The organism is Pseudomonas fluorescens (genome assembly GCF_018614775.1).
Classification (GTDB): Bacteria; Pseudomonadota; Gammaproteobacteria; order Pseudomonadales; family Pseudomonadaceae; genus Aquipseudomonas; species Aquipseudomonas fluorescens_BY.
The window spans coordinates 34058-58072 of record NZ_JAGGOF010000002.1 but is presented as its reverse complement, the minus strand read 5'-3'; the positions used below and the strand labels follow the sequence as shown (position 1 = coordinate 58072).

Annotated in this window: 18 protein-coding genes; 7 read left to right on the top strand and 11 right to left on the bottom strand. The window is 63.0% G+C overall.

Translation table 11 applies throughout. The annotated features are described in order from the left end of the window. Positions 1 to 10 precede the first annotated feature (10 nt). The 5 genes from J7E36_RS00725 to J7E36_RS00705 form a co-directional block, all read right to left on the bottom strand. A complete protein-coding gene (locus tag J7E36_RS00725) occupies positions 11 to 1480 on the bottom strand; it encodes an efflux transporter outer membrane subunit (RefSeq protein WP_214998906.1) in 1470 nt (489 codons plus the stop codon). Continuing rightward, a complete protein-coding gene (locus tag J7E36_RS00720; protein WP_214998903.1) occupies positions 1477 to 1950 on the bottom strand; it encodes a MarR family winged helix-turn-helix transcriptional regulator in 474 nt (157 codons plus the stop codon). Before J7E36_RS00720 ends, J7E36_RS00725 begins: the two co-directional genes overlap by 4 nt. Positions 1951 to 2176: 226 nt before the next feature. Beyond that, positions 2177 to 5863 carry a translocation/assembly module TamB domain-containing protein gene (locus J7E36_RS00715; protein WP_214998901.1) on the bottom strand — a complete coding sequence of 1229 codons (3687 nt, stop codon included), beginning with the start codon at positions 5861 to 5863 and terminating at the stop codon, positions 2177 to 2179. Then, positions 5860 to 7587, bottom strand: coding sequence for an autotransporter assembly complex protein TamA (locus J7E36_RS00710; protein ID WP_214998899.1), 1728 nt, complete (start codon positions 7585 to 7587; stop codon positions 5860 to 5862). Before J7E36_RS00710 ends, J7E36_RS00715 begins: the two co-directional genes overlap by 4 nt. 65 nt (positions 7588 to 7652) lie before the next feature. Continuing rightward, the gene (locus J7E36_RS00705; protein WP_214998896.1) at positions 7653 to 8303 is read right to left on the bottom strand and encodes a GNAT family N-acetyltransferase; all 651 of its coding nucleotides are present in this window, start codon (positions 8301 to 8303) and stop codon (positions 7653 to 7655) included. 176 nt (positions 8304 to 8479) lie between these two features. On the opposite strand from J7E36_RS00705, the gene xthA reads away from it, so the two are divergent. The 3 genes from xthA to J7E36_RS00690 all read left to right on the top strand — a co-directional run bounded on the left by xthA (position 8480) and on the right by J7E36_RS00690 (position 11645). Then, positions 8480 to 9292: an exodeoxyribonuclease III gene (gene xthA, locus J7E36_RS00700; protein WP_214998894.1), complete on the top strand. Its 813-nt coding sequence runs from the start codon at positions 8480 to 8482 to the stop codon at positions 9290 to 9292. A 296-nt stretch (positions 9293 to 9588) separates the two neighbouring features. After that, positions 9589 to 10923 (top strand): substrate-binding domain-containing protein, encoded by a 1335-nt coding sequence (locus tag J7E36_RS00695; protein ID WP_214998892.1) that lies wholly within the window; start codon positions 9589 to 9591, stop codon positions 10921 to 10923. A 395-nt stretch (positions 10924 to 11318) separates the two neighbouring features. Then, on the top strand, positions 11319 to 11645 hold the full coding sequence (locus J7E36_RS00690; RefSeq protein WP_214998890.1) for a DUF6124 family protein: 327 nt from the start codon (positions 11319 to 11321) through the stop codon (positions 11643 to 11645). A 153-nt stretch (positions 11646 to 11798) separates the two neighbouring features. On the opposite strand, the gene J7E36_RS00685 is transcribed toward J7E36_RS00690, so the two are convergent. Beyond that, entirely contained in the window at positions 11799 to 12884 is a 1086-nt protein-coding gene (locus tag J7E36_RS00685) for a diguanylate cyclase (RefSeq protein WP_214998889.1), read from the bottom strand. Between the two features lie 375 nt (positions 12885 to 13259). Between J7E36_RS00685 and J7E36_RS00680 the strand changes: the two genes are divergently transcribed. From J7E36_RS00680 to J7E36_RS00670, 3 genes are all read left to right on the top strand, one after another. Continuing rightward, on the top strand, positions 13260 to 14189 hold the full coding sequence (locus tag J7E36_RS00680) for an alpha/beta fold hydrolase (RefSeq protein ID WP_214998888.1): 930 nt from the start codon (positions 13260 to 13262) through the stop codon (positions 14187 to 14189). Positions 14190 to 14325: 136 nt separating this feature from the next. After that, positions 14326 to 15702 carry a 2-oxoadipate dioxygenase/decarboxylase HglS gene (hglS, locus tag J7E36_RS00675; RefSeq protein WP_214998887.1) on the top strand — a complete coding sequence of 459 codons (1377 nt, stop codon included), beginning with the start codon at positions 14326 to 14328 and terminating at the stop codon, positions 15700 to 15702. A gap of 218 nt (positions 15703 to 15920) precedes the next feature. Next, positions 15921 to 16439, top strand: a complete 519-nt coding sequence (locus tag J7E36_RS00670) for an Hcp family type VI secretion system effector (RefSeq protein WP_214998886.1) — start codon at positions 15921 to 15923, stop codon at positions 16437 to 16439. 554 nt (positions 16440 to 16993) lie between these two features. Here J7E36_RS00670 and J7E36_RS00665 read toward each other — a convergent pair. The 5 genes from J7E36_RS00665 to J7E36_RS00645 all read right to left on the bottom strand — a co-directional run bounded on the left by J7E36_RS00665 (position 16994) and on the right by J7E36_RS00645 (position 21712). Next, positions 16994 to 17167: a hypothetical protein gene (locus tag J7E36_RS00665; RefSeq protein ID WP_214998884.1), complete on the bottom strand. Its 174-nt coding sequence runs from the start codon at positions 17165 to 17167 to the stop codon at positions 16994 to 16996. Between the two features lie 27 nt (positions 17168 to 17194). After that, positions 17195 to 17437 carry a hypothetical protein gene (locus tag J7E36_RS00660; protein ID WP_214998882.1) on the bottom strand — a complete coding sequence of 81 codons (243 nt, stop codon included), beginning with the start codon at positions 17435 to 17437 and terminating at the stop codon, positions 17195 to 17197. Between the two features lie 65 nt (positions 17438 to 17502). Next, positions 17503 to 18573, bottom strand: a complete 1071-nt coding sequence (locus J7E36_RS00655) for a lipocalin-like domain-containing protein (protein ID WP_214998880.1) — start codon at positions 18571 to 18573, stop codon at positions 17503 to 17505. After that, entirely contained in the window at positions 18570 to 21047 is a 2478-nt protein-coding gene (locus J7E36_RS00650) for an ABC transporter permease (protein WP_214999048.1), read from the bottom strand. Before J7E36_RS00650 ends, J7E36_RS00655 begins: the two co-directional genes overlap by 4 nt. Continuing rightward, positions 21044 to 21712, bottom strand: a complete 669-nt coding sequence (locus J7E36_RS00645; protein WP_214998878.1) for an ABC transporter ATP-binding protein — start codon at positions 21710 to 21712, stop codon at positions 21044 to 21046. Before J7E36_RS00645 ends, J7E36_RS00650 begins: the two co-directional genes overlap by 4 nt. 207 nt (positions 21713 to 21919) lie before the next feature. Here J7E36_RS00645 and J7E36_RS00640 point away from each other — a divergent pair, with 207 nt between their 5' ends. After that, positions 21920 to 23866 (top strand): acyltransferase family protein, encoded by a 1947-nt coding sequence (locus J7E36_RS00640; RefSeq protein ID WP_231286348.1) that lies wholly within the window; start codon positions 21920 to 21922, stop codon positions 23864 to 23866. Positions 23867 to 24015 lie beyond the last annotated feature (149 nt).

Sequence of the window (24015 nt, the reverse complement as noted above, 5' to 3'; positions counted from 1 at the left end):
GGTCCTCGAATCAGTTATTCGGCGCGGTGGAGGCCGGCGTGGCCGCGGCCAGGGCCTGGGGGTCGAAACCACCGCCCAGGGCCTGCATCAGTTGGATCGACAGATCGATCCGCTCGGCATTCAGGGTCGCCAGTTGGCGCTGGGCCTGGAGCAATTGCTGCTCGATGCTCAGCACGTCCAGGTAATTCCCGATGCCCGAGCCGTAGCGCTGGACCACCGTGTCGTAGGAGCTTTGGGCAATATCGGTGGCGTGTTGCTGGGCGCCGATCTGGCGGTCGATGTCGCGCAACTGGTTGATGGTGTCGCTGACATCCCCGAGGGCCTTGACCAGGCTTTTGTTGTACTGCGCCACCGCCAGGTCGTAATCGGCGTCCCGGGCATCGAGGTCCGCCCGCAAGCGGCCGCCGTCGAAGATCGGCAGCGACACCGTTGGCGCCACGTTGAAGAAGCGGCTGGCCGAACCGAACATCGCATCCCCCAGCAGCGACTGCACCCCTGCCGCCGCGCTCAGGTTGAGGTTGGGGTAGAAGTTGGTCTTGCCGGCCTCGATGTTCTTGCCTGCCGCCTCGACCCGCCAGCGTGCCGCGACCAGGTCCGGACGTCGGCCCAGCAACTCGGCCGGCAGGTTCGATGGCAGGGCCACGGCACTGGATTGCAGCACGTTGGGCCGGGCGATTTCATTGCCGCGATCCGGGCCTTTGCCCAACAGCACGGCCAGGGCGATCTTCGCGCTTTGCAGGCGTTTCTCGGCGTCGATCTGGGTCGCATCGGCGCTGGCTTCCAGGCTTTCGGTCTGTTGGAACTGATACTCGCTGTCGATCCCGGCGCTGAGGCGGCGCTTGCTCAGGTCGAGCATTTGCCGGGTGCGCTTGAGGTCTTCAGCGGCCAGATCATGAATGATGTGGGCCTGGCCCAGGTCGCTGTAGGCCCGGGCGACATCGGCGGCCAACGTCAATTGCGCGGCCTGGCGATCGATTTCGGCAGCGCGGGCCTGGCCCAGCGCGGCTTCCCAGGCAGCCCGCTGGCCGCCCCACAAGTCAAAGTTGTAATTGAGGTCCACGCTCAGCGACCGCAGGGTGCTGTAGGCGCCACCCTGCCCCGCCGGGTCCTGGTCGCGGGCCAGGCGCGAACGGCTGACGCTGCCGTTGGCATCCAGTGTCGGCATGCGCGCTGCGTTGGCGGCGTAAGCGGCAGCACTGGCCTGGTGCACGCGGGCGCTGGCGATCTGCATGTCCGGGCTGTCGCGCAGGGCTTCACGGATCAGGCCATCGAGTTGTGGGTCGCCGAGGCTTTTCCACCAGTCGCTTTTCGGCCACGCGGCCGGCGACAAGGTCACGCCGTTCAGCGACTGTCCGGCCTTGAGACTCTGGGCCTCGAGGCTGACGCCTTCGGTCTTCAGGCCGCGATAGCTGGCGCAACCGGCCAGGCTCATGGCAAGCAGCACCAGGCTCAAGCCAGTACGCAGGGTTTTACGCTTCATTTGTCCCCCAGGCGCAACACGGTGATGGGATCACCGGCGGCGAGCAGTATTTTCTTGAGAATCTCTTCGAGCGTTCGCAGTTCATCGCGGCTGATCGCCCCGGCCAATTGGTTCATGGCATCGGCGCCAATCACCGGCAGGCGATCCGCCAGGGCCTGGCCGGCGTCGGTCAGCACCAGCAGCACTTGCCGGCGGTCATCCACCGAACGCTGGCGGGCAAGGAAACCTTTCTGTTCCAGGCGATCAAGCATCCGCGTCATCGAACCGCTGTCCAGGGACAGGTAGCGACACAGTTCGGCCGGCGTGTCGATGCCATGCTGAGCCATGATGATCAACACCTTGAACTGCGCGGCCGTGATGCCGACCGGTTCCATGTGGGTGTCGATGATCCGGTCCTTGAGCAACGCAGCGCGGCCGAGCAGCAGGCCGAGATGGCAGTTGTGGAATTCGTCGGGGGTGAAATGCTTCATCTGATCACCGTTTGCTGCCTAGGCAGTGAATGTATGTCGAGATATTACTGCTTAGGCAGCAAATGTCAAATAAATAGTTAGCTTGCTACATACAAATCGGATAGACGCAGCAAAGCTCTGTGGGAGCGAGCCTGCTCGCGATGACGGTATGCCAGTCACTGATGAATCGACTGATACACCGCTATCGCGAGCAGGCTCGCTCCCACAGGGTTAGAAGGTGAGGGTTTTAGAAATCGCGCTTGTAGAAGATATCCAGCGAGCTGGCGACGCCGCTGGCGGCTTCGAGGTAGACCTTCTTGCTGAGCTTGTAGCGCAGGGCGATGGTGTTGGCCGGTTCGAACACGCCGACGCCGTAGCGCAGGCTGAGTTTTTCCGACAGGTTGCCGCTGGCGACCACGCTGGTGGTGTCGCCGCTGCCCTGGGTGTCGAGCTGGAAGTCCTTGATGCCCAGGTCATTGGCCAGGCTGGTGGTCACCCCTGAACTGCCCATCAAGCCCAGCCCCAGCGCCGCCTGGGCGAGCATGTTGTTGTCCTCGCCGGTGGTGCTCAGCGGCCGCCCCAGCACCAGGTAGGACAGCGCCTGTTCCTGGCTCATGGCCGGTTCCGAGAAAATTTGCGTGGTCGGTTGCTCGGCGCTGCCGCTCAAGCGGATACCGGCGATCACGTCGTCGGTCTGGCGGATCGCCTCGATGTCCAGGTACGGCTGGTCGATGGGCCCGGCGAACAGCAGCCGCGCTCGCCGCACCGTCAACCGTTGCCCGTAGGCCCGGTAACGACCGTCGTTGAGCCAGAGTTCGCCACGGGTGTCCATGTTGTCGCCGATGTGCACTTGGCCCTGGACATTGGCGGTCAGGCCGAAACCGGAAAACGCCAATCTGTCCTGGCCCACGATGACGTCGATGTCCATCGCCATGGCGATCGGCGGCGTGCCCGCTTCGGTCTGGTGGCCGACGATCACCGTGTCGTCCGACACTTTGACGGTGGACGGCGGCAGCTCGCGAACGGTGATTTCACCCTTGGGCACCAGAACCTTGCCGGCCACCGAAAGTCGCTCGCCGTGCAGGGTGATATTCAGGTCCGGGGCCACGTCCAGCACTGCATACGGCTCGACCGTGACCGGTAATTGCGACCCCTTCAGCGTCAGGTTCATGCTCAAGGCCTCGCCCCAGCCGATCTCCCCGGTCAGGCTGCCCTGCCCGCTCTTGCCGCTTTTCCAGTCGCCGTTGAGCCGCACCGTTTCCCCGGCGATCATCGCCCTTACCTGCAAGGCTTCAAGGCTGACCGGCAGTTCCGGCCCGGACACTGTGCCGTCGCTGAGCACCAGGCTGCCGTTGACCTGGGGCGCCAGCAAACCACCGGACAAGGTGCCGCTGCCGTTCAAGTGGCCGGTGAGGGTTTCGACCATCGGCACGAACGGCCGCGCCACGGACAGGTCCAGGCCGGTCAGGCGGAACGAACCACTGAGGGGTTTGCTGGCCGGGATCGGGTTGATCTGGGCCTGGAGCATCAACTCGCCAAGCCGGGCGCCGACGAAATTCAGCTGGGTGTCGATGCGCTTGGGGGTCAGGCGGCTGTCCAGTGTCAGGGTCTGGTAGGGGAAGTCCAGCCACTGCGCCTTGTCGCCCTGCTTGTCCCGAATCCGCAGCGTGCCGCCACTGGCGTCCACCAGGACCCGGCCATTCGGGCCGCTGGCCGGCAGGTCCAGTTGCAGGTCGGCATTAAGCTGGCCCTTCCAGGCAAAATCCTTGGGCATCCACTGGGCCAGGCTTTCGATGGGAAATTGCTTGAGGTGATAGCGCAACTTTGGTTCTGGCAACAGGCGCTGGTCTTCGCCACACAGGCTGGCTTGCCCGGAGCGCCAGCAATGGGCGCCCACGTTGAGCGTGCCATCGGCCAGGCGTTCCAGTTTCGCCGGGGCTTGCAGGCGCCAGGCCTGACCGCCGGCCTGAATGTCGCCGCTGGACAAACGTCCACGCCAGTTGGCCTGATCCAGCGCGCCGTCCAGCGCCAACGTCGTGTCGAGCTGTGGCCCTTGCAGGTCGAGGGTGAGTTTCTGCTGCTTGAGGTCGCCCTGCCCGCTGACCGTCAGCACACCGAGAGACGTTTCGCCGGCACGAACGCCGCTGGCCTTGAGGTCGACCTTGCCCCGTTGCGCGCTGTCGAGGGTCGCGTCGAGGTTCAGGCTTTGCAGGCGATTGTCCTGGAATGCCAGCTGCGTGCCTTGCAGGCCGAGCTTGCCTTGAGGTGCCTTGAGCGTCCCGGCCACGTCGATGTGGCCCAGGACCTGGCCGCGCAATTGCGGCCAGAGCTGGGCCAGGCGCGAGAGTTTGATGTCAACCTGGCCGCTGAGTTTCTGTTGCAGGCTGCCGCTGCCGTTGATGCGGTTATCCCCCAGGCGGATGTCCAATGCGCTGAGGTTCCATTGTTCGCCGGCACCGCTGGCCTTGGCCTGGAGCAACGCCGGTTGGCCGCGCAGCGTGCCCTTGAGGTTCAGGTCTGCATCGAGGTTGAGGCTGCCGCTATTCATCGCCCCTTTGCTGCGCAGCTGCCCGGCCAGGGTGCCGGGCAGCTCGCCGAGCCAGTACGCCGGGTTGATCGCCGACAGCTCCAGCGCCGTGTCCCAGGCGATGCCCTCGGCAAACCGCAGGTCCAGGTGCCCTTCGGCCTTGCCCTGCCCGGCCGCGAGTTTGAGTTCCGGCAAATGGATTTGCGTCAGGTCGCCGCTGAACGGGCTGCCCAGGCTGAAAGCCCCGGCGGGCCCGTCCAGTGCCGCCTGGAAGTTGCCGAGGTATTTTCCATCGGTGTATGAGACTTCGCCGTTGAAACTGCGCACGGTCACTTGCGGCTCGTCGATCAGCGGATAGAGGTGATGCCAGGGAAAATCCAGCCAGGCCACTTTGGCTTCGGCGCTCAAGCCGTCGCGCCAGTCCAACTGACCGCTGAGCTTGAGGCTTTGCCGGTCGCCAGCATCCAGGTCGAGGGCAGCGATCTGCGCGCCGTTGGCGTCCACCTTGCCTTGCAACAGCAACGCCACCGGCCATTTTTCGGCGGGCAACGTCGCCTTGCCGAGCAGTTGATAACCGTTTTTCAGGTCGCCCTCGCCGGTCAGCTCGACCTGATTGAGCAGCAGGGTGTCGGGCAGATCGGCGCTGGCCTTGAAGCCGTCGGCGGTGATGCGCACCTTGGCCGGCAAGTGGTCGGCCAGCGGTTGCAGTTCACCGACCAGGTGGCCTTGCAGGTAGCCGCTGCTGTCGGCTTTGAGGTTGAGGGTCTTGAGCAACTCGCCGTCGACGTCCAGGTCCAAGGCCCAGGGCGTCGCCCCCGGTGCCGGCAAGGTCAAGCGGCCTGCGGCCTTCAGCGGCCAGTTGCCGCCGGGTTTCAACAACCCCGAAAGCTTCAGGCTCAGTTCGTCGCGTTGCAATTGCACCGAATCAATCTGCAAGCCCTCGGCGGTCCAGTGGGCCACCAACTGCAAACCTTTGAGCTGCTCGCTGCCGTTGAAGACCAGGCTGCCAACCTGCACCTCGCCCAGTTCGATGGCGACCGGCAAGCTCAGGTCCGGCAAGCTGATCGGGCCACTGCTCGGCTCATCAACGGATGGCGGTAATTGCAGGCTGACCGTGTCGGCCTTGAGCTGTTCGATGCACAGGGTCATGCGCGCCAGGCACAGCGGCGACCAGGCGAAAATCAGCCCGTCGACTTCTACCCGGCTGCCGCCCTGTTGCCACAGCAGATGATCGGCGCTCCACTGTCCGCCGAGTCGTCCCTGGAAATTGTCCACGTCCAGCCCTGGCACCAGGCCGAGGGCCCAGCGGCTGCCGAGCGCGCTGCCGAGGATGACGCTCAGCGCCAGCAGCACCACGGCCAGCAGCGTACCCAGCGCCAGCAGCGTTATCTTCAAACCACGATTCACAGCTCTGGCCCCATGGAAAAGTGCAATCGAATGCCGCCTTCGTCGTCCAGCGCATGAGCCAGGTCGAGGCGGATCGGGCCCACTGGCGAAACCCAGCGCACGCCGATGCCCACGCCGGTCTTGAGGCTCGGCAATTCCAGGCTGTTGAAGGAGTTGCCCTGGTCGACGAACGTTGCCACCCGCCATTTCTCCGCGACCGAATATTGGTACTCAAGGCTGCCGGCGACCATGTAGCGGCCACCGACGCGATCGCCCTCGGCGTTTTCCGGCGACAGGCTCTGGTAGTCGTAACCGCGCACGCTCTGGTCGCCACCGGCGAAAAAGCGCAGCGACGGCGGAATAGAGGCATAGCCATTGGTGGCGCTGCCGCCGACCTGGGCCCGGGCCAACAGGCGATGCTTGTCGAACACCGTGGTCAAGCCCTTGACCATGGCAGTGCCGTAGATCAGGTTGTTGTCCGAGCCAAGCCCTTCCTTGGCGACCTTGGCGTCGAACTGCAAGCGGTAACCGTTGTGCGGGTCGATGCGGTTATCGCTGCGCAGGTAGGAATAGCTCACGCCCGGCATCAGCAGTGTGCTCAGGCCCGAATCGTCGCCCAGGCGGTATTCCTCGCGTTGCCATTTGAGCGACACCACCCGTTGCCAGCCGCTGGGCAACTTGCTGTGCCATTCCGGGCCTACGGTCAGCAGTTTGCTGAGGGTATCGGTGCCGGCCAGTTCTTCATATTGATAGCCGCCGGCGTAGCGCAGCTTGTCGGTCAATGGCGGGTCCAGCGGCACGTCGTACCACAGGCCGACGTTCTGCCGCGGCGCGGACACTTCCGCTTCCCAGCCATAACTGTGGCCCTGGGCGTTGACCCAGTGGCGCGTCCAGTTGGCCTTGGCCCGGGGCCCGACGTCGGTGGAAAAACCCAGGCCCAGGCCCATGGTCCGTGGCTTGCGGGTGTCGAGCCTGACCGCCACCGGGATCACGTTGTCGGTGGCGGCGGTCGGCGCCGCGTCGACCCGCACGCCTTCGAAATAACCACTCGATTGCAGGGCCTGGTTGAGTTCCGCGATGAGTTCGGAGTCGTAGGGCGTGCCCGCCTTGAACGGCACCATGCGGCGCAGCAGGTCTTCGTCGAACGGCGTGTCGCCTTCGAAACTCACTGGGCCCAGGGCGTAGCGCGGGCCGCTGTCGTAGATCAGCTCGATGTCGGCAACGCCGGCCTTGGGATCCACCGACAGCGTCTGGCGGGTGAATCGCCCGCTGAAAAAGCCATAGCGCGAGGCCTGGTTCTGGATCAGCCGCTTGGCGTCTTCATAACGACCGTGGTTGAGCACCGCACCGGATTTGAGGCCGGGGTCGTCCGGCAGGCGAAACGCCTTCAGGGAAGCCGCCGGGCCGTCGATGCGCAGCGTGACATTGCGCAAGTGCACTGGCTCGCCGGGATCAATGCTCAGGACCAGGCGCGGATCCTTGCCGCCCGTGACCTCGCTGTCGATCCGGGGCTGGTAGTAGCCCAACGCCTGGGCAGCCTTGCGTGCCTGTTCCTCGGCGCCACGACTGAAGCGCAACAAGGCCTCCTCGTCACGATCCCCCACACCGCCGATATAACCTTCTACGTTGGCCTTGAGTGCGTCGTTGGACGGTTTGACCCGTACTTCCAATTCACTTTTTGCCAGCACCGCACAGCTGAGGGACAGCATGAGCACGCCGCTGGTTATTCTTCTGGAAACATACATGGCGCGGATGCTAACACGAGCTTGGGAGCCTGATAGAGCCGGACATTTCCCAAAAGTTCGTCCGGTTATACCGTCGCGCTGTGCAGGACCTGCGGGTTGGCGTGGAAAAATACATGCTCGCGGATCGGTCCCACGGCAATCTCGCCGATTTCCTCATAGCCCTGGCGTTTATAGAACTCAAGGTAACGCGGGTTGCCGGTGTCCAGCACCACGCCTTGGGAATGTTCATCCACCGCGCACCAGTTGTGCACGGCCGTCAGCAACTGTTCGCCAAAGTGCTGGCCCTGGAACTGCGGGTGAATCCCCAGCAAGGGCAACACATGGACCGCATCCGACGGCAGGCAGGATGTCACCGCCGCGTGGTAATCCAGGTAACGCCGGGTGCAGCGAAACCCGGTGCTCAATACCATGCGCAAGCGCCAGGCCCAGCTTTCGGTAATACCCAGCCGACGCTGGGGCGGCGCGATCAGGGCAATGCCGATCAACCGGTCGTTGACCAACAGGCCGATGGCCGGCAAGTCCTGGAGAAAATGCTGCTTGACCAACTCGCGCACCGTGGCGCGCACCCGTTGCTCATAGCCGGGACGCTCGGACTCGAACAGGAAACTGAAGGTCGGCTCATGGCGATAGGCCTGGTACAGCAACGAACGGGCTTCGCGGGAATAACCGCTGTCGAGCATATGGATGTCGGCGATGGCGGTGGCGGTTTCGGGCATGGTGGCAGATCTCCTGGGCGGGCTCGGTGAGGCCCTGCTCTTATTGACTACGAACCCGACAGGGTTGTGATCGTTCCTACGTGCAAAGGACATTAGCAGCGCATTTGTCCTACTGCCACGCTGGCCCCCTTCCTACATTGTCAGCTAGCATCGCAGTTTTGCCAGGACAGCCGACCATGAAGATCGTCTCCTTCAACATCAACGGGCTGCGCGCCCGTCCCCATCAGCTGGCGGCGCTGATCGACAAGCACCAGCCGGACGTGATCGGGCTGCAGGAAACCAAGGTCCACGACGAACAGTTCCCGTTCGCCGAAGTACAGGCCCTGGGTTACCACGTGCATTACCACGGGCAAAAAGGCCACTACGGCGTCGCCCTGCTCTCCCGCCAGCCGCCCCTCAGCCTGCACAAAGGCTTCGAAGGTGACGACGAGGACGCCCAGCGGCGCTTCATCTGGGGCACTTTCGCCGATGCCAACGGCGTACCGGTGACGATCATGAACGGCTATTTCCCACAAGGTGAAAGCCGCGACCACCCGACCAAGTTCCCTGCCAAGGAACGTTTCTACAGCGACCTGCAACAACTGCTGGAAAGCCGCTTCAGCAACGACCAACCGGTGGTGGTGATGGGTGACGTGAACATCTCCCCGGAAGATTGCGACATCGGCATCGGCCCGGACAACATGAAACGCTGGCTCAAAACCGGTAAATGCAGCTTCCTGCCGGAAGAACGCGAGTGGATGGCCCGCCTGAAAAACTGGGGCCTGGTGGACAGTTTCCGCCACCTCAACCCGGACGTCACCGACCGCTTCAGCTGGTTCGACTACCGCAGCCGCGGCTTTGAAGACGAACCCAAGCGCGGCCTGCGTATCGACCTGATCCTCACGTCCCATGGCCTGCTGCCACGGGTCAAGGACGCCGGTGTGGACTATGAACTGCGGGGGATGGAAAAACCTTCGGACCATGCGCCGATCTGGTTGCAGTTGGGTTGACTCCAGTACAGCAGCGCTGTGTAAAACACAGACTTGCTGACCACTGAAGGTCCACATGTGGGAGCGAGCCTGCTCGCGATGGCGGCGGCACATTCAACACCTGCTCAAGCTGAACCACCGCTATCGCGAGCAGGCTCGCTCCCACAGGGGTTTGTGTCGAACACAAATCCCCTGGCCACTGCCGATCCAGTGGGGGCCTTTTGGTGATATCCCCAGACCAGTCGCACCGCTGTCATCTCCCAGTCACCTGACTGACTTAATCTTCCGCCACTTCCTAGGGTTCTGAAGGTGCCGGCATGCGGCTGTGGGTGGTTTTTTTGATCGGGGTCTGGTGGCCGTTCGCGACGTGGGCGGGCGGCCTGCCGCTGCCCGAGCGCGGCCCGGCCCTGCGCCTCCAGGGTTCGAACACCATTGGTGCGGCGTTGGGGCCGGCGCTGGTCAAGGGCTTGATGGAAGACCAGGGCCTGCTCAAGGTCAGCAGCGAAATCACCGGCCGGGACAACGAGCAGCGGATCGTCGGCCAGACCGCCGATGGCCAGCGGGTGGAAGTCGACATCGCCGCCCACGGTTCCAGCACCGGCTTCGCCGCCCTCAAGCAGGCCAGCGCCGACCTGGCAGCGTCTTCCCGGCCGATCAAGGACAGCGAACTGCAAGAGCTGTCCGCCCTTGGCGATCTGAAAAGTCCCGCTGCCGAGCAGGTCATCGCCATCGATGGCCTGGCGATTATTCTTCATCCGCAGAACCCGCTGCGTCAGCTCGATACCGCACAACTGGCAAGGATTTTCAGCGGCGAGGCCAAAACCTGGGAAGCGGTGGGCAGCGTTGGCGGGCCGATTCACCTGTATGCCCGGGATGAGCAATCCGGCACCTACGATACCTTCAAGGAACTGGTGCTCAACCGACAGGGTAAACGGCTGGATCCTGCCGCGCGGCGCTTCGAATCCAGCGAGCAGTTGTCCGACGCCGTCAGCCAGGACCCGCAAGGCATCGGTTTCATCGGTTTGCCCTACGTGCGCCAGGCCAAGGCGCTGGCGATTGTCGACGGCGATTCCCAACCCATGTTGCCGCTGAACAACCTGATCGCCACCGAAGATTACCCCCTGTCGCGCCGGCTGTTCTTCTACCTGCCACCGTGGGGCAAAAACCCTTGGGCAGAGGCGCTGCTCGACTTTACCCAGAGCGACAAGGGCCAGGCCATCGTCGCGGCCAACGGGTTCATCGCCCAGACCGTGCGGGCCATGTCGGTGACACCGAACGCGCTGATGCCGGAAGGCTACCAAGCCCTGAGCCGCCATGCGCAACGCTTGTCGGTGAATTTCCGCTTCGAAGAAGGCAGCGCCAGCCTCGACAACAAGGCCCATCAGGACCTGGGCCGGGTGCTCGACTATATAAAGCAGCAAGGCAAGCTTGACCGGCGCGTGACGCTGGTGGGTTTCGGCGATGCCAAGGACGACCCGGCGCGGGCCGACCTGCTGTCCAAATTGCGCGCCATGGCGGTGCGCCGCGAGCTGGTCAAGAACGGCGTGACACTACGGGAAGTGCGCGGGTTTGGCGCCCTGATGCCGGTGGCGGCGAACAGCGAGGATGAAGGCCGGATCAGGAATCGGCGAGTGGAGGTTTGGGTTTACTGAAGGTCGCTGGATGCCACGATGGCCCGTGGCGAGGGAGCCTGATGTTTACCGGGCTGGCTGCAAGGTAGGACCAAACCACCTCACCTTGCGCCATTACCTACAACTACGCCAGAATCCGCCGACTTGTGCACCTTGGGACCGGGCTTTATCGTTTTCCGGTCGCTGACAAAATCAGTGATCGGGTTTGGTAGCCCGGGTAAAACTAAGGTTCACAGCTTCGGCAAATACATTCCGTTGACGATTGTCGTCAGCAGATTTGTTATGGCGGCTGTGCGCAGGGCGCCCTTGTGGCGCGCTGGGGTTTCCTTGGTTCCCGGTCTACCAACCTGCGTATAGCCGCCACCTAATGTTTGGTAGCAATAGGTTGTGGCTCCATTAACCAAGGAGTTTCATCCATGTTCAAAGTGACCCCCAACCCTCCAGAAACCGATCCAAACTCAAGCGCCTTCGACAAAGCCGCCGACCGCGCCCTCGACTTCTACCTCAAGCCGGCCGAACCCGCAGCCGATCCAGGCCAACTCTTCACCGTCGTCAACGGCATCGACACCGAATGCCTGCTCGCCAACCTCAGCGAAACCCTGGCCTCGGCCAATGCGATGGTCAGTGACCTGGCGTTCGACCTGGACGGCTCCAGGCGGCATGTGGCAATGGGTATCCAACAACTGATCGAACTGAGCGGCCTGCTGGTAAACCGGGCACTGGATAACGTCGACCCACGCTAGCCCGAGCAACACATAACCCTTGTGGGAGCGGGCTTGCTCGCGAAGGCGGAGTGTCAGTCACCCTTGCTCAACTGACCGTCAGCATTCGCGAGCAAGCCCCACACCTGCCCGACAACGAACCAGGGCTCCAGACCGCTCGGGCTGATCGCCGCCTCAGAGAGGAATCGCCGACGCCTCCAGCAGCGGTCGATGGCGGTGGCACACGACCCGGTTGCGCCCGGTGGTCTTGGCCTCATACAGCGCCTCGTCGGCGTCGAGAAGCCAGAGGGTGGCGTCGCCATACGCCGGGTTGAACACCGCCAGGCCGATGCTCAGGCTCACTTTGAGCGCCGGATCCTGCTTGTAGGTCAGGGCCGTGAAACGTTCGCGCAAATTGTCCATGGCTTGCACCGCGCCGTGCCGCGTCAGGTCCGGCAGGATCACGCAGAACTCATCCCCGCCATAACGCCCGGCAATGTCGGCGGTGCGCAGGTGCTGGCTGAGCATCCTGCCGAGTTCGCGCAATACCCTGTCGCCGGCGCCATGGCCGTAGGTGTCATTGATGGTTTTGAAGTGGTCGATGTCGATCAGTGCAATCGCGCCGCGCCCTGCCCCGCTTTTCGGCTGACGCGAGCAGCGCTGGAACTCCTCGCTGAGACGGTCTTTCCAGGCGCCGTGGTTGAGTAGCCCGGTCAGGCTGTCGGTGCGGCTGAGGGCCAGCAACTCGCGCTTCTGCCGACCGAGGGTATGGGCCTGGCGAAAGCAGATCCAACCCAACGCCAGCGGATACAGGCACAGCAAGGGCAAACAGGCGTAGAGCTGCGCCGGGCTGGTCATGGGCGCGCTGCCCAAAGGGAAGATCGCCGCGCCGACGAAAATGCCCGCGACTTGGGCCACGGCCCCGAGCAGCAGGAAACGCATGCCGCCAATGGCGACATTGTTCATCGCCATCATTGCCAGGGTGACCGCCGTGGGCAGCGGGTTGAACTGCATCGCCACCACCCAGAAGCCACCGCTAAACGCGTCGATCAGCAGATTGCGGTGTTCGGCGTGGTACGGCACCGCTGAGCAGCGTGCCCAGCAGTAGGACAGGTGCGGCCAGAACAGGCCGTTGAACAACATGAGGCCCCAGACCCAGCTTGGCGGGTCGAGGGGATAGACCGCGACACTCACCAGCACCAACCCCAACGTCAGGCCCAGCAGGCGCGATACATAAAGCCTCCTGGCGAGCGACAGTCCCTTTTTTCCCGTTCTTTGCATAGAGGCCTCTGCACCGCGGGTGTCCCGGGTTGTCGGGAGGGATTGACTGGAGTCTATCAGGGCACCATCAAATAGCCACTACCGATTGCAGGGGTATTCATTCGTGTTGAATTGCCCGGCTTTGCGCGGATTATTGGCTATACATGACAAGGCGTTCGGCAAATCCCAACCGGTGGCGGAACAGCGCTACACGGCGATGATCCATCGGGAAATGCAGCGCACGGTGTGGAAATCCGGCGGCTGTCACAGCCGGTATCAAAGCAAAAGCGGCCGTGTGATCGCGATGTTCCCGGGTTTCAGCTTCACTTAACACTGGTTGACCCGCCGGCTCAGGTTGGCGGATCACATCCTGTCGTAACCCATGGAGGGCAGAACATGCTGGTGTTGTGGGTAGTCCTTGCCGTGTTTATCGCCTGGAGCTGGTTGACGTATCCGGGCATCGGCCATGTGCTGTACGACATGAGCACGGCCCTGGAAGCGCGGCTTTACCGGTTGCACAAAATCACCGTGCCCATCAGCGAGATGACCGTATCGACCTGGCAGGGTGGGCCTTATGAAGCGTCCGGCAGCATCCTGATGCTGCATGGCTACAGCGCCGACAAGAACCTCTGGCTGCGCTTTGCCCGGCATTTCGTCAGCGACTACCGGGTGGTGGTCCCCGACCTGGCCGGCCATGGCGAAACCGGCTTCAAGGCTGGCGGCGGCTACGACATTCCGAGCCAGGCCCGGCGTGCAATTGAGCTGCTCGACGCCTGCGGCCTGGACAAGGTCCACGTGATCGGCAATTCCATGGGTGGCTACCTCGCGGCGTGGCTGGCGGCCACTTACCCTGAGCGCGTGCTGACCCTGGCGCTGATCGACCCGGCCGGGGTCACCGCCCCCGAGCCCAGCGACATGGAACGCCACTTGGCTGCCGGGCATAACCCGTTCCTCATGCGCTCGCGGGATGAGTTCGCGCCGTTCTACGCCATGACCATGGCCTCGCCGCCATGGGTGCCCAGCGTGGTCCTGGCGGCCCTGGCCCAACGCTACGAGCAGCGCCGGGAAGAGCTGGCGGAGATCTTCGTCGACTTTCGCGCCAGCCCGCCGATGGAACCGCGCCTGTCGGATATCCGCGCGCCGTCGCTGCTGCTCTGGGGCCGCAAGGACCGGCTGATCGATGTCAGCAGCGTGCCGGTGTGGAGCAAGGGCATCGCCGATTTGCGGGTGGAAATCTGGGACGGGGTCGGTCACATGCCGATGGTCGAGAAGCCGGGGAAAACGGCGGCGTTGTATCGGGAGTTTCTCAAGGGGTTGGGGCAATGAACAGGCCCTGGGACCTCGACGCGGGTCAGTCCCTGGCAGAATGAAGTCCTGAAGATTCTTCGTTTGTCGGGGTCGGCGAAGGCTGCGATCTTTCGTGCAACTTATCTTTACCCCTTCCCATGCCAGGAACGCCACCATGAGTTTCGTCAGCCCCGACCTGATCCGCCAACGCTTCTCCCGAGCGATGTCCGACATGTACCGCGACGAGGTGCCGCTGTATGGCGCCCTGATGAAGCTGGTGGAGCAAACCAACGCCCAGGTGCTGATAGAGGACGCTCAACTGGCCGCCCACCTGCGCAGCACTGGCGAACTGCAACGCCTGGACCTGGAGCGCCACGGCGCGATCCGCGTCGGCACCGCGGCAGAGCTGGCGACCCTGGGGCGACTGTTCGCGGTCATGGGCATGCAACCGGTGGGCTATTACGACCTCACGCCTGCCGGGGTGCCGGTGCATTCGACCGCGTTTCGCGCGGTGCATGAAAGCGCCCTGCACGTCAGCCCGTTCCGGGTGTTCACCTCGCTGCTGCGCCTGGAACTGATCGAGAACGCCGAACTGCGGGGCTTCGCCGAGTCGGTACTGGCCAGACGGCAGATCTTCACCCCCGGCGCCCTGGAACTCATTGAGCGGGCCGAACGCCAGGGCGGCTTGAGCGAGCCTCAAGCCGACGAGTTTGTCCTGCAGGCCCTGGAAACCTTTCGCTGGCACCACAGCGCCACCGTCACCGCAGAACAGTACCGGCAACTGAGCGCCCAACACCGGCTGGTCGCCGACGTGGTGGCGTTCAAGGGCCCACACATCAACCACTTGACGCCGCGCACCCTCGATATCGACATCGTCCAGGCGCAGATGCCCGTCCACGGCATCACTCCCAAAGCAGTGATCGAAGGCCCGCCTCGTCGCCAATGCCCGATCCTGCTGCGCCAGACCAGCTTCAAGGCCCTTGACGAACCCGTCGCTTTCACTGACCAGCCCCACGGTCAAGGCAGCCACAGCGCCCGTTTCGGCGAAATCGAGCAACGCGGGGCCGCCCTTACACCCAAGGGCCGGGCGCTCTACGACCAATTGCTCAACGCCGCCCGTGATGCGCTGGGCGAGTTTCCCAACGAGGCCAACGCCCAGCGCTACGACGCGTTGATGAGCGAATACTTTTCGGCGTTCCCGGACAACCACGATGAGCTACGTCAGCAGGCGTTGGCCTACTTCCGCTATTTCGTGACACCCGAAGGCCTCGCCGCCAAAGACACCCTCGAACAACCGGCCTCCCTGGAACGCCTGCTGGAGCAGCAATACCTGCGCGCCGAGCCCCTGGTGTACGAGGATTTCCTGCCCGTCAGCGCCGCCGGCATCTTCCAGTCGAACCTCGGCGATGCCGCCCAGAGTCACTATGCCGGGCAGTCCAATCGCCAGGCTTTTGAAGCAGCGCTGGGGCGGGCGACGATTGATGAATTGGGGTTGTATGCCGAGACGCAGCAGCGTTCGATTGACGAATGCATGGCCGCGCTGGGTGTGTAGGAACGGACTGAAGGGTATATCGGCAGGAAACTGCGTTGATCCGGGCAAGCCTTGACGCGGTTTCCTGTTCAAATAGAAGGGCAATCAGCCGAAATACAGCTCAACTTATTGATTTATAGGTTTTTTTAAAAAAATGGCACAGCTCTTGATAACCAACAGGCCGCCTCGGGAGGATTCCCTCCCAGGCCTATCCCGTTATCCAGCAAGGAGAGCATCCATTGGCTACCCCCGCGTACATCTCCATCCGTGGCGCACTACAAGGTCTAATCACTGAAAATGCGTTTACAGAAGACTCGGTGGGCAACACCTATCAGGACGACCATGAAGACCAAGTCATGGTGCAACGCTTCGAGCATCGAGTGACCAGGCCTCGTGATCCGCAATCCGGCCAACCAACCGGCACACGTGTGCATCAGCCACTGGTCATCACCAAAGTCTTCGACAGGTCCTCACCGCTGCTGCATACGGCATTGTGTAAAGGCGAAAGGCTGCCCGAGGTCATCATTCATTGGTATCGCACGGCTGCAAACGGCAAGGAGGAGCTTTACTACACCACTGAATTGGAGGGCGCGATCATCGTCGAGATCAAGGACTACATGCACAACTGCCAAGACCTGGCGAACGGACACTTCACGCACCTGCAGGATGTGCACTTTTCATATCGCAAAATTACCTGGACACACGAAGTCTGCGGCACGACCGGTTCCGACGACTGGCGCAAACTAAAGGAAGATTGAATCGCAAGCAGCCGGATGACCATCGTCCCTACGACGGCTCAACTGGCATCTGGATAATCAATAACGTTTGATTCAGAAGTGGTGTTCGCCCAGTGCAATGGCCTCGGCATTCCATGCACTGGTAAAGAGCCTGACACTGGGCGAACGGACCCAATAATAGTGGAACTTCAACACGCTGTCCGCCCACCTGTTTAAATAATTATTAATCTTTAGTCGTAATGTTTAAACCTCATTGGTTTATTACATTCGCCGATTGAGCGCCCCCGTGACGAGGGAGCTTGCTCCGGCTGGGCTGCGGAGCAGTTACTATGAAAACCGTCGCTACGCGCCCAAGCGTGAGCAAGCTCCCTCGCCACGATTTACGACATACCTTGTTTCAGATAAATAGCTGTACAGGCACTTCTACAAAATTAAACACCCAGTCCAAGGACCATCACATCAAGTGCTGGCACAAGACCCGTCAAGTTAAACAGTTATTAACCAGCAGTTTCTAATATCCACGACCCGCCCCGTTGAACGAGTCTGAATTCAAGTGAGCGGGTGCAAAGAGCGCATCAACCCCGCCGCCCGGTTTTCTGTGCATCGGTATCCCCCGCCCCGGCATCACCCTCTTTCTCTTTACGCTTGGCCGGGTCATTGGGGCGCAGGGCGTCGTTATCGCGCTCCACTTCGCCGGGCATCGCCGGGCCATCGGGATTGTGCCGTGAGGGTTCGGGATTGTGTTTCATAGCGGACTCCTTGTTTTCAAGGGTGGGTCAGGCATCGGGGTCGGCGACTTCTTGCGCGACGTTGGCATCCGGGGAGCGCTGGTGAAGTTGCTCGGCCCTGGCTTTCAAATCCTGCCATTGCGTCAGGTCGATGGCGCCCTGGCCGAACAGGTCGTCCGCCATCCGCATCAGCTCGGTGAAATGCGCGTCGGGGGATTGCTGCCAATAGGCCTTGTCGTCGAACAGTCGCTGCCAATCGGTCAGCGCCGGAAGTTTGAGGTCATCGCTCATAGCAGGCTCCTGCGGGGCATTCATAAGCTATGAGGGCACACGAGCGCAGGGAGTTCCGGCGATTATCAATAGCCGGTCATCTCCAGATAACCGCTGCCACCGTGGCTGCCGCTCAGTTGCATCGGCCCTTCCCAATAAGGAATCCGCAGGTTCATCCAGGCGTTGGGGTTCAAGGCCTGGGTGGTGACGTCCAGCTGTTTGCCCGGGATTTTGATTGACCAGCGCACCGGCATCGCACGCCCGGCGACCTCGGCCGTATCCAGCGGCGCCAGGTTGATGTCCCCGGCCTGCAGCGCTTGTGAGTGGCCTTGGGCATCGATCCAGGTGCCGGTGAGGTAAGGCGCGCCGTCCTTGTGGCGCATGCGGTAAAGCATCAAGTGGTCACCGCTGTCCAGGTGCAGCGAGAACCAGTCCCAGCCGGTCTGGTTGGCCGTCAGCGGTTGGCTGCTCCACTCGCGATCGAGCCAGGCCGGGCCGCTGACCGTGTAGCGCTGGCCATCGATTTCCAGCTGGCCGCTGGCCTGGAAGAACGGCTGGCTGTAGTAGTACGACGCCTGGCCCTGCTCGGATTTCTGGCTGAAGCCGTGATCCCCCTGCAACACCAATGGACGGGTCGACGTGAGCCGCAAGTCATAGCTGAAGCGTGGATCACGGGCCTTCAATTGCATGTCCGCCAACGGATCGGCGCCTGACGCCTGAGTGCCGAACTGCCAGTCATCGATCCAGGCGCTGAAGGGCACCGTTTGCACCCCGGCCTGCCCCACCCCGCCTCGGGCGTAACGCTCGGCGGCATGATGCACGGTGGCGGACGTGACGGCGGCGTGACCGAGCCAGATCGTCTGGTTACGCCAGCCATCCGCCTGGGGCGCGGCGTCCAAGGCGCTGCGAAACAGCGTCCATTGCACGCCAAAATCGCGGCCCTGGGCATCCTTGAGATTGGCGGTGACGTACCACCACTCGATCCGAAAGCCCTCATGGACGCCATGATCAGCCGGGAAACCGAACAGCCGCCCAGGCACCACCGGCGTGTAGGCAATCGCCTGATCGCCGAGCCCGGCAAAACCCTTCTGTGGCGGCGGCGGGTTATCGCAGCCACCGAGCAACGCCAGCAACAGCAGGCCAACGTGGGTCTTCATGGGCAATCATCCTGGGAAAAACGCCTCAGCAAATCCGCTGGCTGCGTGCGGTACAGCGCGTACAGCGGCCAGGCCGAGGCCAACAGCGTGGCGAGCATCGCCAAGGCCAGCAACTGCGCCAACTGCAACGGGAACACCTGCAACGGCAAGCGCCATCCGAAGGCTTGCACGTTGATCACGGCGTCCAGGCACCAGGCCAGGGCAATGCCCAGCGGTAAGGCCAGCACCAGGGTCAACAATGCCAATAGCCAGGTCTGGCCGAGGTTGAGCAGCATCAGCTGCCGACGCGTCACGCCCAGCGCCCACAAGGATGCCAATTGCCCCAGGCGACTCTGGCTCTGGGTCAGCAGGCTGATGAACAACGCCACGCCGGCGACTGCCTGGGTCAGGCTGTTAAGGGCTGCGGTGGCGGCAAAGGTGCGCTCGAACACCTGGGTCGACCAGCCCTTGAGCCGGGCCTGATCGACGATGTGGCTGTCATCCAGGTTGAATCGACTTTGCAGCGCTGTCAGCACTCCCGGGATCGCGGACGGCTCGACCCGCAGGTTGAAACGATACGGCGTCAGGTGCGGCCAATGCGTCAACAAGTGATCGGCGTTGATCAGCACATGACCCTTGGGATTGCCGTAGTCGGCATAGATCCCGACGATGCGCGGCGTCCATGGCCCTTGCGGGGTCGGGAGGGTCAATTGATCGCCTATCTTCACCTTGAGCCGCCGGGCCAGCTGTTCGCTGAGCATCAGCGTGTCGGCACCGGCAAGTTGTTCCCACGCCTGGTCGCCGGACGCCTCCAGCAGCGGCCAATGCTGACGATACGCGGGGTGGTCGATGATGCCGAAGATGTCCACCGGCCAACCTTGCAGCGGGACGGACACTTGCCAGTTGGGCAGCACCGCAGTGACTGTCGGCTGGTGTTCGAGCCAGCGCTGCAGCTCGCCCGCTTGGGCCGGGGTTTGCGGGCTGATGTACAGCTCGGAGGTCAACCGTTGTTCCAGCCAATGGTTGAAGGTCTGGCGGAAACCTGAGGTCATGCTGCCGGCGCCGATGTTGGCCGCCAATGCCAGCAGCAGCGCCATCAGTGCCAGGCTCAGCGTCGGCAATTGCTGCCGGCAGTCGGCGAGAAACCACTGTCCGAGTACCGAGCGGCTGCCGCGCAACAACAGGTTCAACGCGCTGTTGAGCAGCACCGGCAAGGCCAGCGCCGCGCCCAGCAATAAGGCGGTCATCAGCACAAATCCGCTGGCGAGGCTGTCACCCCAGATCAACGCCGACCCAGCGATCAATGCCGCCAGCGCTGCCACCCACCCCTGGCGTCGCAGCCGGCGTGCATGGGCCTGATGCCAGGCCTGGGGCTTGGCCAACGCCAGCAATGGCAGGCGCGCCGCCCGCAGCAAACTGTCAGCCCCGGCCAGCAGCGCGCCCAACAGGCTCAGGCCGACCCCGCTGAGCCACCACCACGGGCTGAGGTTCAGATGGCCGGCCACTTCGGCACCGTACAAGCCGCGCAAGCTCGCGGCGACGTCGGGCAATAGCAGGCTCGCCAGCCAATAACCGCTCAGCACCCCGGCAATGCCGCCCAACAAAGCCAACGCACCCAATTCGATCGCCAGGCTGACGACCAGCCTCCGCGCACTGATGCCGCAAGCGCGCAACGTGCGCAACAAACTGCGGCGTTGCTCCAGGGCCAGGCCGATGGCCGCGTGAACGATGAACAGCCCCACCACGAACGACAGAAACCCGAGGGCATCGAGGTTCAGGTGAAAGCTTTCGGTCAGGCGCGACAGGTTGTTTTCTTCATCGGCGCGCTTGAGTTGCAAGCGACCGACGAATGCCTCCGGCAGGCCAGCGTTGAATGTGGCGGGCAGCAGTAACCGCGACAACTGGTCCGGCAGCCCGAGCATGCGTTGGGCAAACCCGATGTCCATCAACAGCATGCCTGGCGCCATGTCCGGTTGACTGTGCAAGGGCGGCAAGGCTTGCCCGTCGACTGTCTGGGGTCGATCGCCCTCAGCCAGTCCCAGGGCTTGCAGGGTTTGCGGGGCGATCCAGGTGCGGCCGGGGTCGGTGAAAAACGCCACCACCTCGCTCATCTCCCGTGCCTGCCCCGCCAGCGCCGCACCAGGCGGCAACGACACCGGGTCGATGCCCATCAGTTGCAGGCGCTGGTCTTCGTACCCCTTGAGCATCACCCGGGCCTGCAACACCGGCGACACCGGCCAACCCTGACGGCGCAGATCGACGAACCATTGTTGAGGGAACGTGCCGCCACCGGGCGCGCTGAGGCTGGCCTGGGGCTGCCCGCCGATGAGCTGGCTGGCGCGGGCGTAGCTGTCCCGCGCCTGACTGTTCAACGCTTGCACGCCAGTCAGCAGGCTGGTGGCGAGCCAGAGCCCGGTCAGCACGCTGAAAAATTGCACCGGGTGGTGGCGCCAATGGCTGAGCAGCGCCTTGAGGGTCTGGCGAAAGATCATCAGCCCTGGCCCACTTGCGCCAGTCGTCCGCTCTGCAACACCACGCGCTGCGCCAGGCGCGCCGCCACCCGAGCGCTGTGAGTGACCATCAGCAGGCTGGTGGGACTGTCGGCCAGCAGTTCCAGCAGCAGCTGCAACACTTCGTCGCTGGTGGCCTCGTCGAGGCTACCGGTGGGTTCGTCGGCCAGCAACAGCGGTGGCCGCGAGGCCAGCGCCCGGCCCAGCGCCACACGTTGCTGCTGGCCGCCGGACAGTTGCTCGGGATAACGTCGCAGCAAATCCTTGAGCCCGAGCCGTTGCACCAGATGGGCCTGCCAGCCAGGGTCATGGCGACCGCACAGCCGCGCCTGGAACGCCAGGTTGTCCGCCACTGACAAGCTGCTGATGAGGTTGAACTGCTGGAACACCAGGCCGATTTCCGTGCGCCGCCAGTTGGCCAATTGGCTTTCGCTCATGCCGTCGAGCCGATACTCGCCGCTGCGGATGCTACCGGCATCGACTTTATCCAGCCCGGCCACCAGGTGCAGCAACGTGCTCTTGCCACTGCCCGACTCCCCCATCAGCGCCAGGCTGCTGCCCGGCATCAGCGTCAGGTCGACGCCCTGGAGCACCGGCAATGGGCCCTGGGGGGTGGTGTAGCTTTTGAAAACGTCACGGACTTGCAGCATGGAAAAGCTCTGATGAGAAAACGTGAAGCTCAGGATAGCGGAGTTAGAGGCCGGACTCCCTTGCATGGGGTCTACATCACCGACCAACCGTTTATCAGAGATCGAATTCATTTTCTTGCCCAACGCCCATTTTCAACTATCAATCAATGAGTCATGCACGCCGTTTAGAGGCCGTCGGCGCGACCGTCATGAATATGACGAACTTGAATGACTGTTTTCAAGGAAATCGCCGACATGGCTCACACCCACTATCGCCGCGATATCGACGGGCTTCGCGCCGTTGCGGTCATCGCCGTGCTGATCCACCACCTCAATACCAACCTGCTCCCCGGCGGGTTCGTCGGCGTGGATATTTTCTTCGTCATCTCGGGTTTTCTCATCACGTCCCAGGTGTTTTCCGAGATCAAGGACCACACCTTTTCGCTGAAGCGCTTTTATCAACGGCGCATCAACCGCATCGTTCCGGCGTTGGCGACGGTGGTGCTGGCGAGCGTCATCGCCGGGGCCTTCATCCTCTCTCCGACCGACCTGACGCGGTTCAGCGTCAGTGCGCTGCTCTCCCTGCTGGGGGTTTCGAACGTCTACATCTGGATGAAGTACGGCAACTATTTCGCCGCGGACGCCCGCGAAGCGCCGTTGCTGCACACCTGGTCGCTGGGCATCGAAGAGCAGTTCTATGTGATCTGGCCACTGCTGATCCTGCTGCTTTTTCGCTTCGCGCCCCGTTACCTGCTGGCCGTGCTGGGGGTCGGCATTGTCGCGGCGATAGGTGTTTCGGAGTACGCGACGAATGTCTTCGTCACCGCGTCCTATTACCTGCTGCCCACGCGCTTTTTCGAATTGATGCTGGGTGGGGCGCTGGGCATTTATCTGCATCAGCCTCGTGCGCTCAACCGGCGAGTTGCCCTGGCCTGCGCACTGGTGGGAGCGGGATTGATCGGTTTTTCCCTGTTCACCCTGAGCCCGGACGCACCCTTCCCAGGCCTCAATGCCTTGATGCCGTGCCTGGGCGCGGTGCTGTTGATACTGGCCGGCAGTGCGGGCGCTCAGTCGCGCCTGCTGGACAATCGGCCGATGGTGTTCATTGGCCTGATTTCCTACTCACTGTATCTGTGGCATTGGCCCTTGATTGCCTACTTCAATTACCTGGGCATCGCCATGACGCTGCCGGTGGAGGTCTCGCTGCTGGCGATGTCGATTGCGCTGTCCTGGTGGTCCTGGCGTTATGTCGAAGCCCCGTTTCGACGCACCGGCGCGCACCTGCCATTTTCGCGCGTGTTCACCCGGCGCTTCATCGCGCCGGCCCTCGGGCTCGCGGTGTTGGCGGCGCTGAGCCTGCAATGGCACGGCTTCCCCCAGCGCTTTTCGGCTGAAGTGGCGACGCTTGAGGCCATGACCCTGGTCGAACCGAACAAGCTTCGCAGCGACTGCCACATGCCCAATGCGCAATACGGCACCGAGCCCAACCCCCATTGCCGGCTCGGCGCGCGCAAGGGGCCGCTCGACGGGATCATGGTCGGTGACTCGTTCGCCAATCACTTCACCGGCATGGTCGATATCCTGGCCGAACCCAACGGCATCGGGCTGATGGACTACACCCTGGACGACTGCCCGCCGATCTTCGGCTACACCACTCGAGTCATGACGGTGTATGTCGCCCATTGTGTGGAGCGCAACAAACGTGTGCTCGGGCTGATCGAGCAGAATCACTACCCCTACGTCGTGCTGGCCGGGGCCTGGCCGAGGGATGCCGCGACCGGGGAGATGATCGAAGCGAGCATCAAGCGGGTAGCGGACAGTACCGGCCAGGTCATCGTGATCCTCGACAACCAACACATCGACAAGGCCGCGACCTGTCCCGTGCGCCGCTTGATGTTCGGCACCGGCCGCGCCTGTACGACCCCACTGGAGATCGCGGCGCCTTACTGGGCAGGGATACGCGCCAGGCTGCCCCAGGTGCACTTCATCGACCCCAATCAGGTGATCTGCCCGGCGCGGTTGTGCAGCCCGATCATTGACGGGCAGATGCTGTACCGCGACGACGCCCACTTGAACGATGTGGGTTCGCGCTTCATCGGCCGCACGCTGCGTGACCGGGGCTTTTCACTGCTGCACGACCCCATCCGCCCGGGGACGATCGCGACAACGAGGTAGAACACCACAGAGCCCGCGCCACAGGGATGGTAGTGAATACATCGCCCGCATGTACCGCAGAACCATTGTGGGAGCGGGCTTGCTCGCGAAGACGGTGGCACATGCGACATCACATCCAGCTGACCCACCGCTTTCGCGAGCAAGCCCGC

Bases quoted from the DNA above. Each gene is read 5' to 3' on its own strand.
- J7E36_RS00640 (WP_231286348.1), top strand. From the start codon at position 21,920: ATGACTGTTTTCAAGGAAATCGCCGACATGGCTCACACCCACTATCGC.
- xthA (WP_214998894.1), top strand. From the start codon at position 8,480: ATGAAGATCGTCTCCTTCAACATCAACGGGCTGCGCGCCCGTCCCCAT.
- J7E36_RS00695 (WP_214998892.1), top strand. From the start codon at position 9,589: ATGCGGCTGTGGGTGGTTTTTTTGATCGGGGTCTGGTGGCCGTTCGCG.
- J7E36_RS00655 (WP_214998880.1), bottom strand. From the start codon at position 18,573: ATGAAGACCCACGTTGGCCTGCTGTTGCTGGCGTTGCTCGGTGGCTGC.
- J7E36_RS00660 (WP_214998882.1), bottom strand. From the start codon at position 17,437: ATGAGCGATGACCTCAAACTTCCGGCGCTGACCGATTGGCAGCGACTG.
- J7E36_RS00685 (WP_214998889.1), bottom strand. From the start codon at position 12,884: ATGCAAAGAACGGGAAAAAAGGGACTGTCGCTCGCCAGGAGGCTTTAT.
- J7E36_RS00690 (WP_214998890.1), top strand. From the start codon at position 11,319: ATGTTCAAAGTGACCCCCAACCCTCCAGAAACCGATCCAAACTCAAGC.
- J7E36_RS00720 (WP_214998903.1), bottom strand. From the start codon at position 1,950: ATGAAGCATTTCACCCCCGACGAATTCCACAACTGCCATCTCGGCCTG.
- J7E36_RS00680 (WP_214998888.1), top strand. From the start codon at position 13,260: ATGCTGGTGTTGTGGGTAGTCCTTGCCGTGTTTATCGCCTGGAGCTGG.
- J7E36_RS00645 (WP_214998878.1), bottom strand. From the start codon at position 21,712: ATGCTGCAAGTCCGTGACGTTTTCAAAAGCTACACCACCCCCCAGGGC.
- J7E36_RS00705 (WP_214998896.1), bottom strand. From the start codon at position 8,303: ATGCCCGAAACCGCCACCGCCATCGCCGACATCCATATGCTCGACAGC.
- J7E36_RS00725 (WP_214998906.1), bottom strand. From the start codon at position 1,480: ATGAAGCGTAAAACCCTGCGTACTGGCTTGAGCCTGGTGCTGCTTGCC.
- J7E36_RS00665 (WP_214998884.1), bottom strand. From the start codon at position 17,167: ATGAAACACAATCCCGAACCCTCACGGCACAATCCCGATGGCCCGGCG.
- J7E36_RS00710 (WP_214998899.1), bottom strand. From the start codon at position 7,587: ATGTATGTTTCCAGAAGAATAACCAGCGGCGTGCTCATGCTGTCCCTC.
- hglS (WP_214998887.1), top strand. From the start codon at position 14,326: ATGAGTTTCGTCAGCCCCGACCTGATCCGCCAACGCTTCTCCCGAGCG.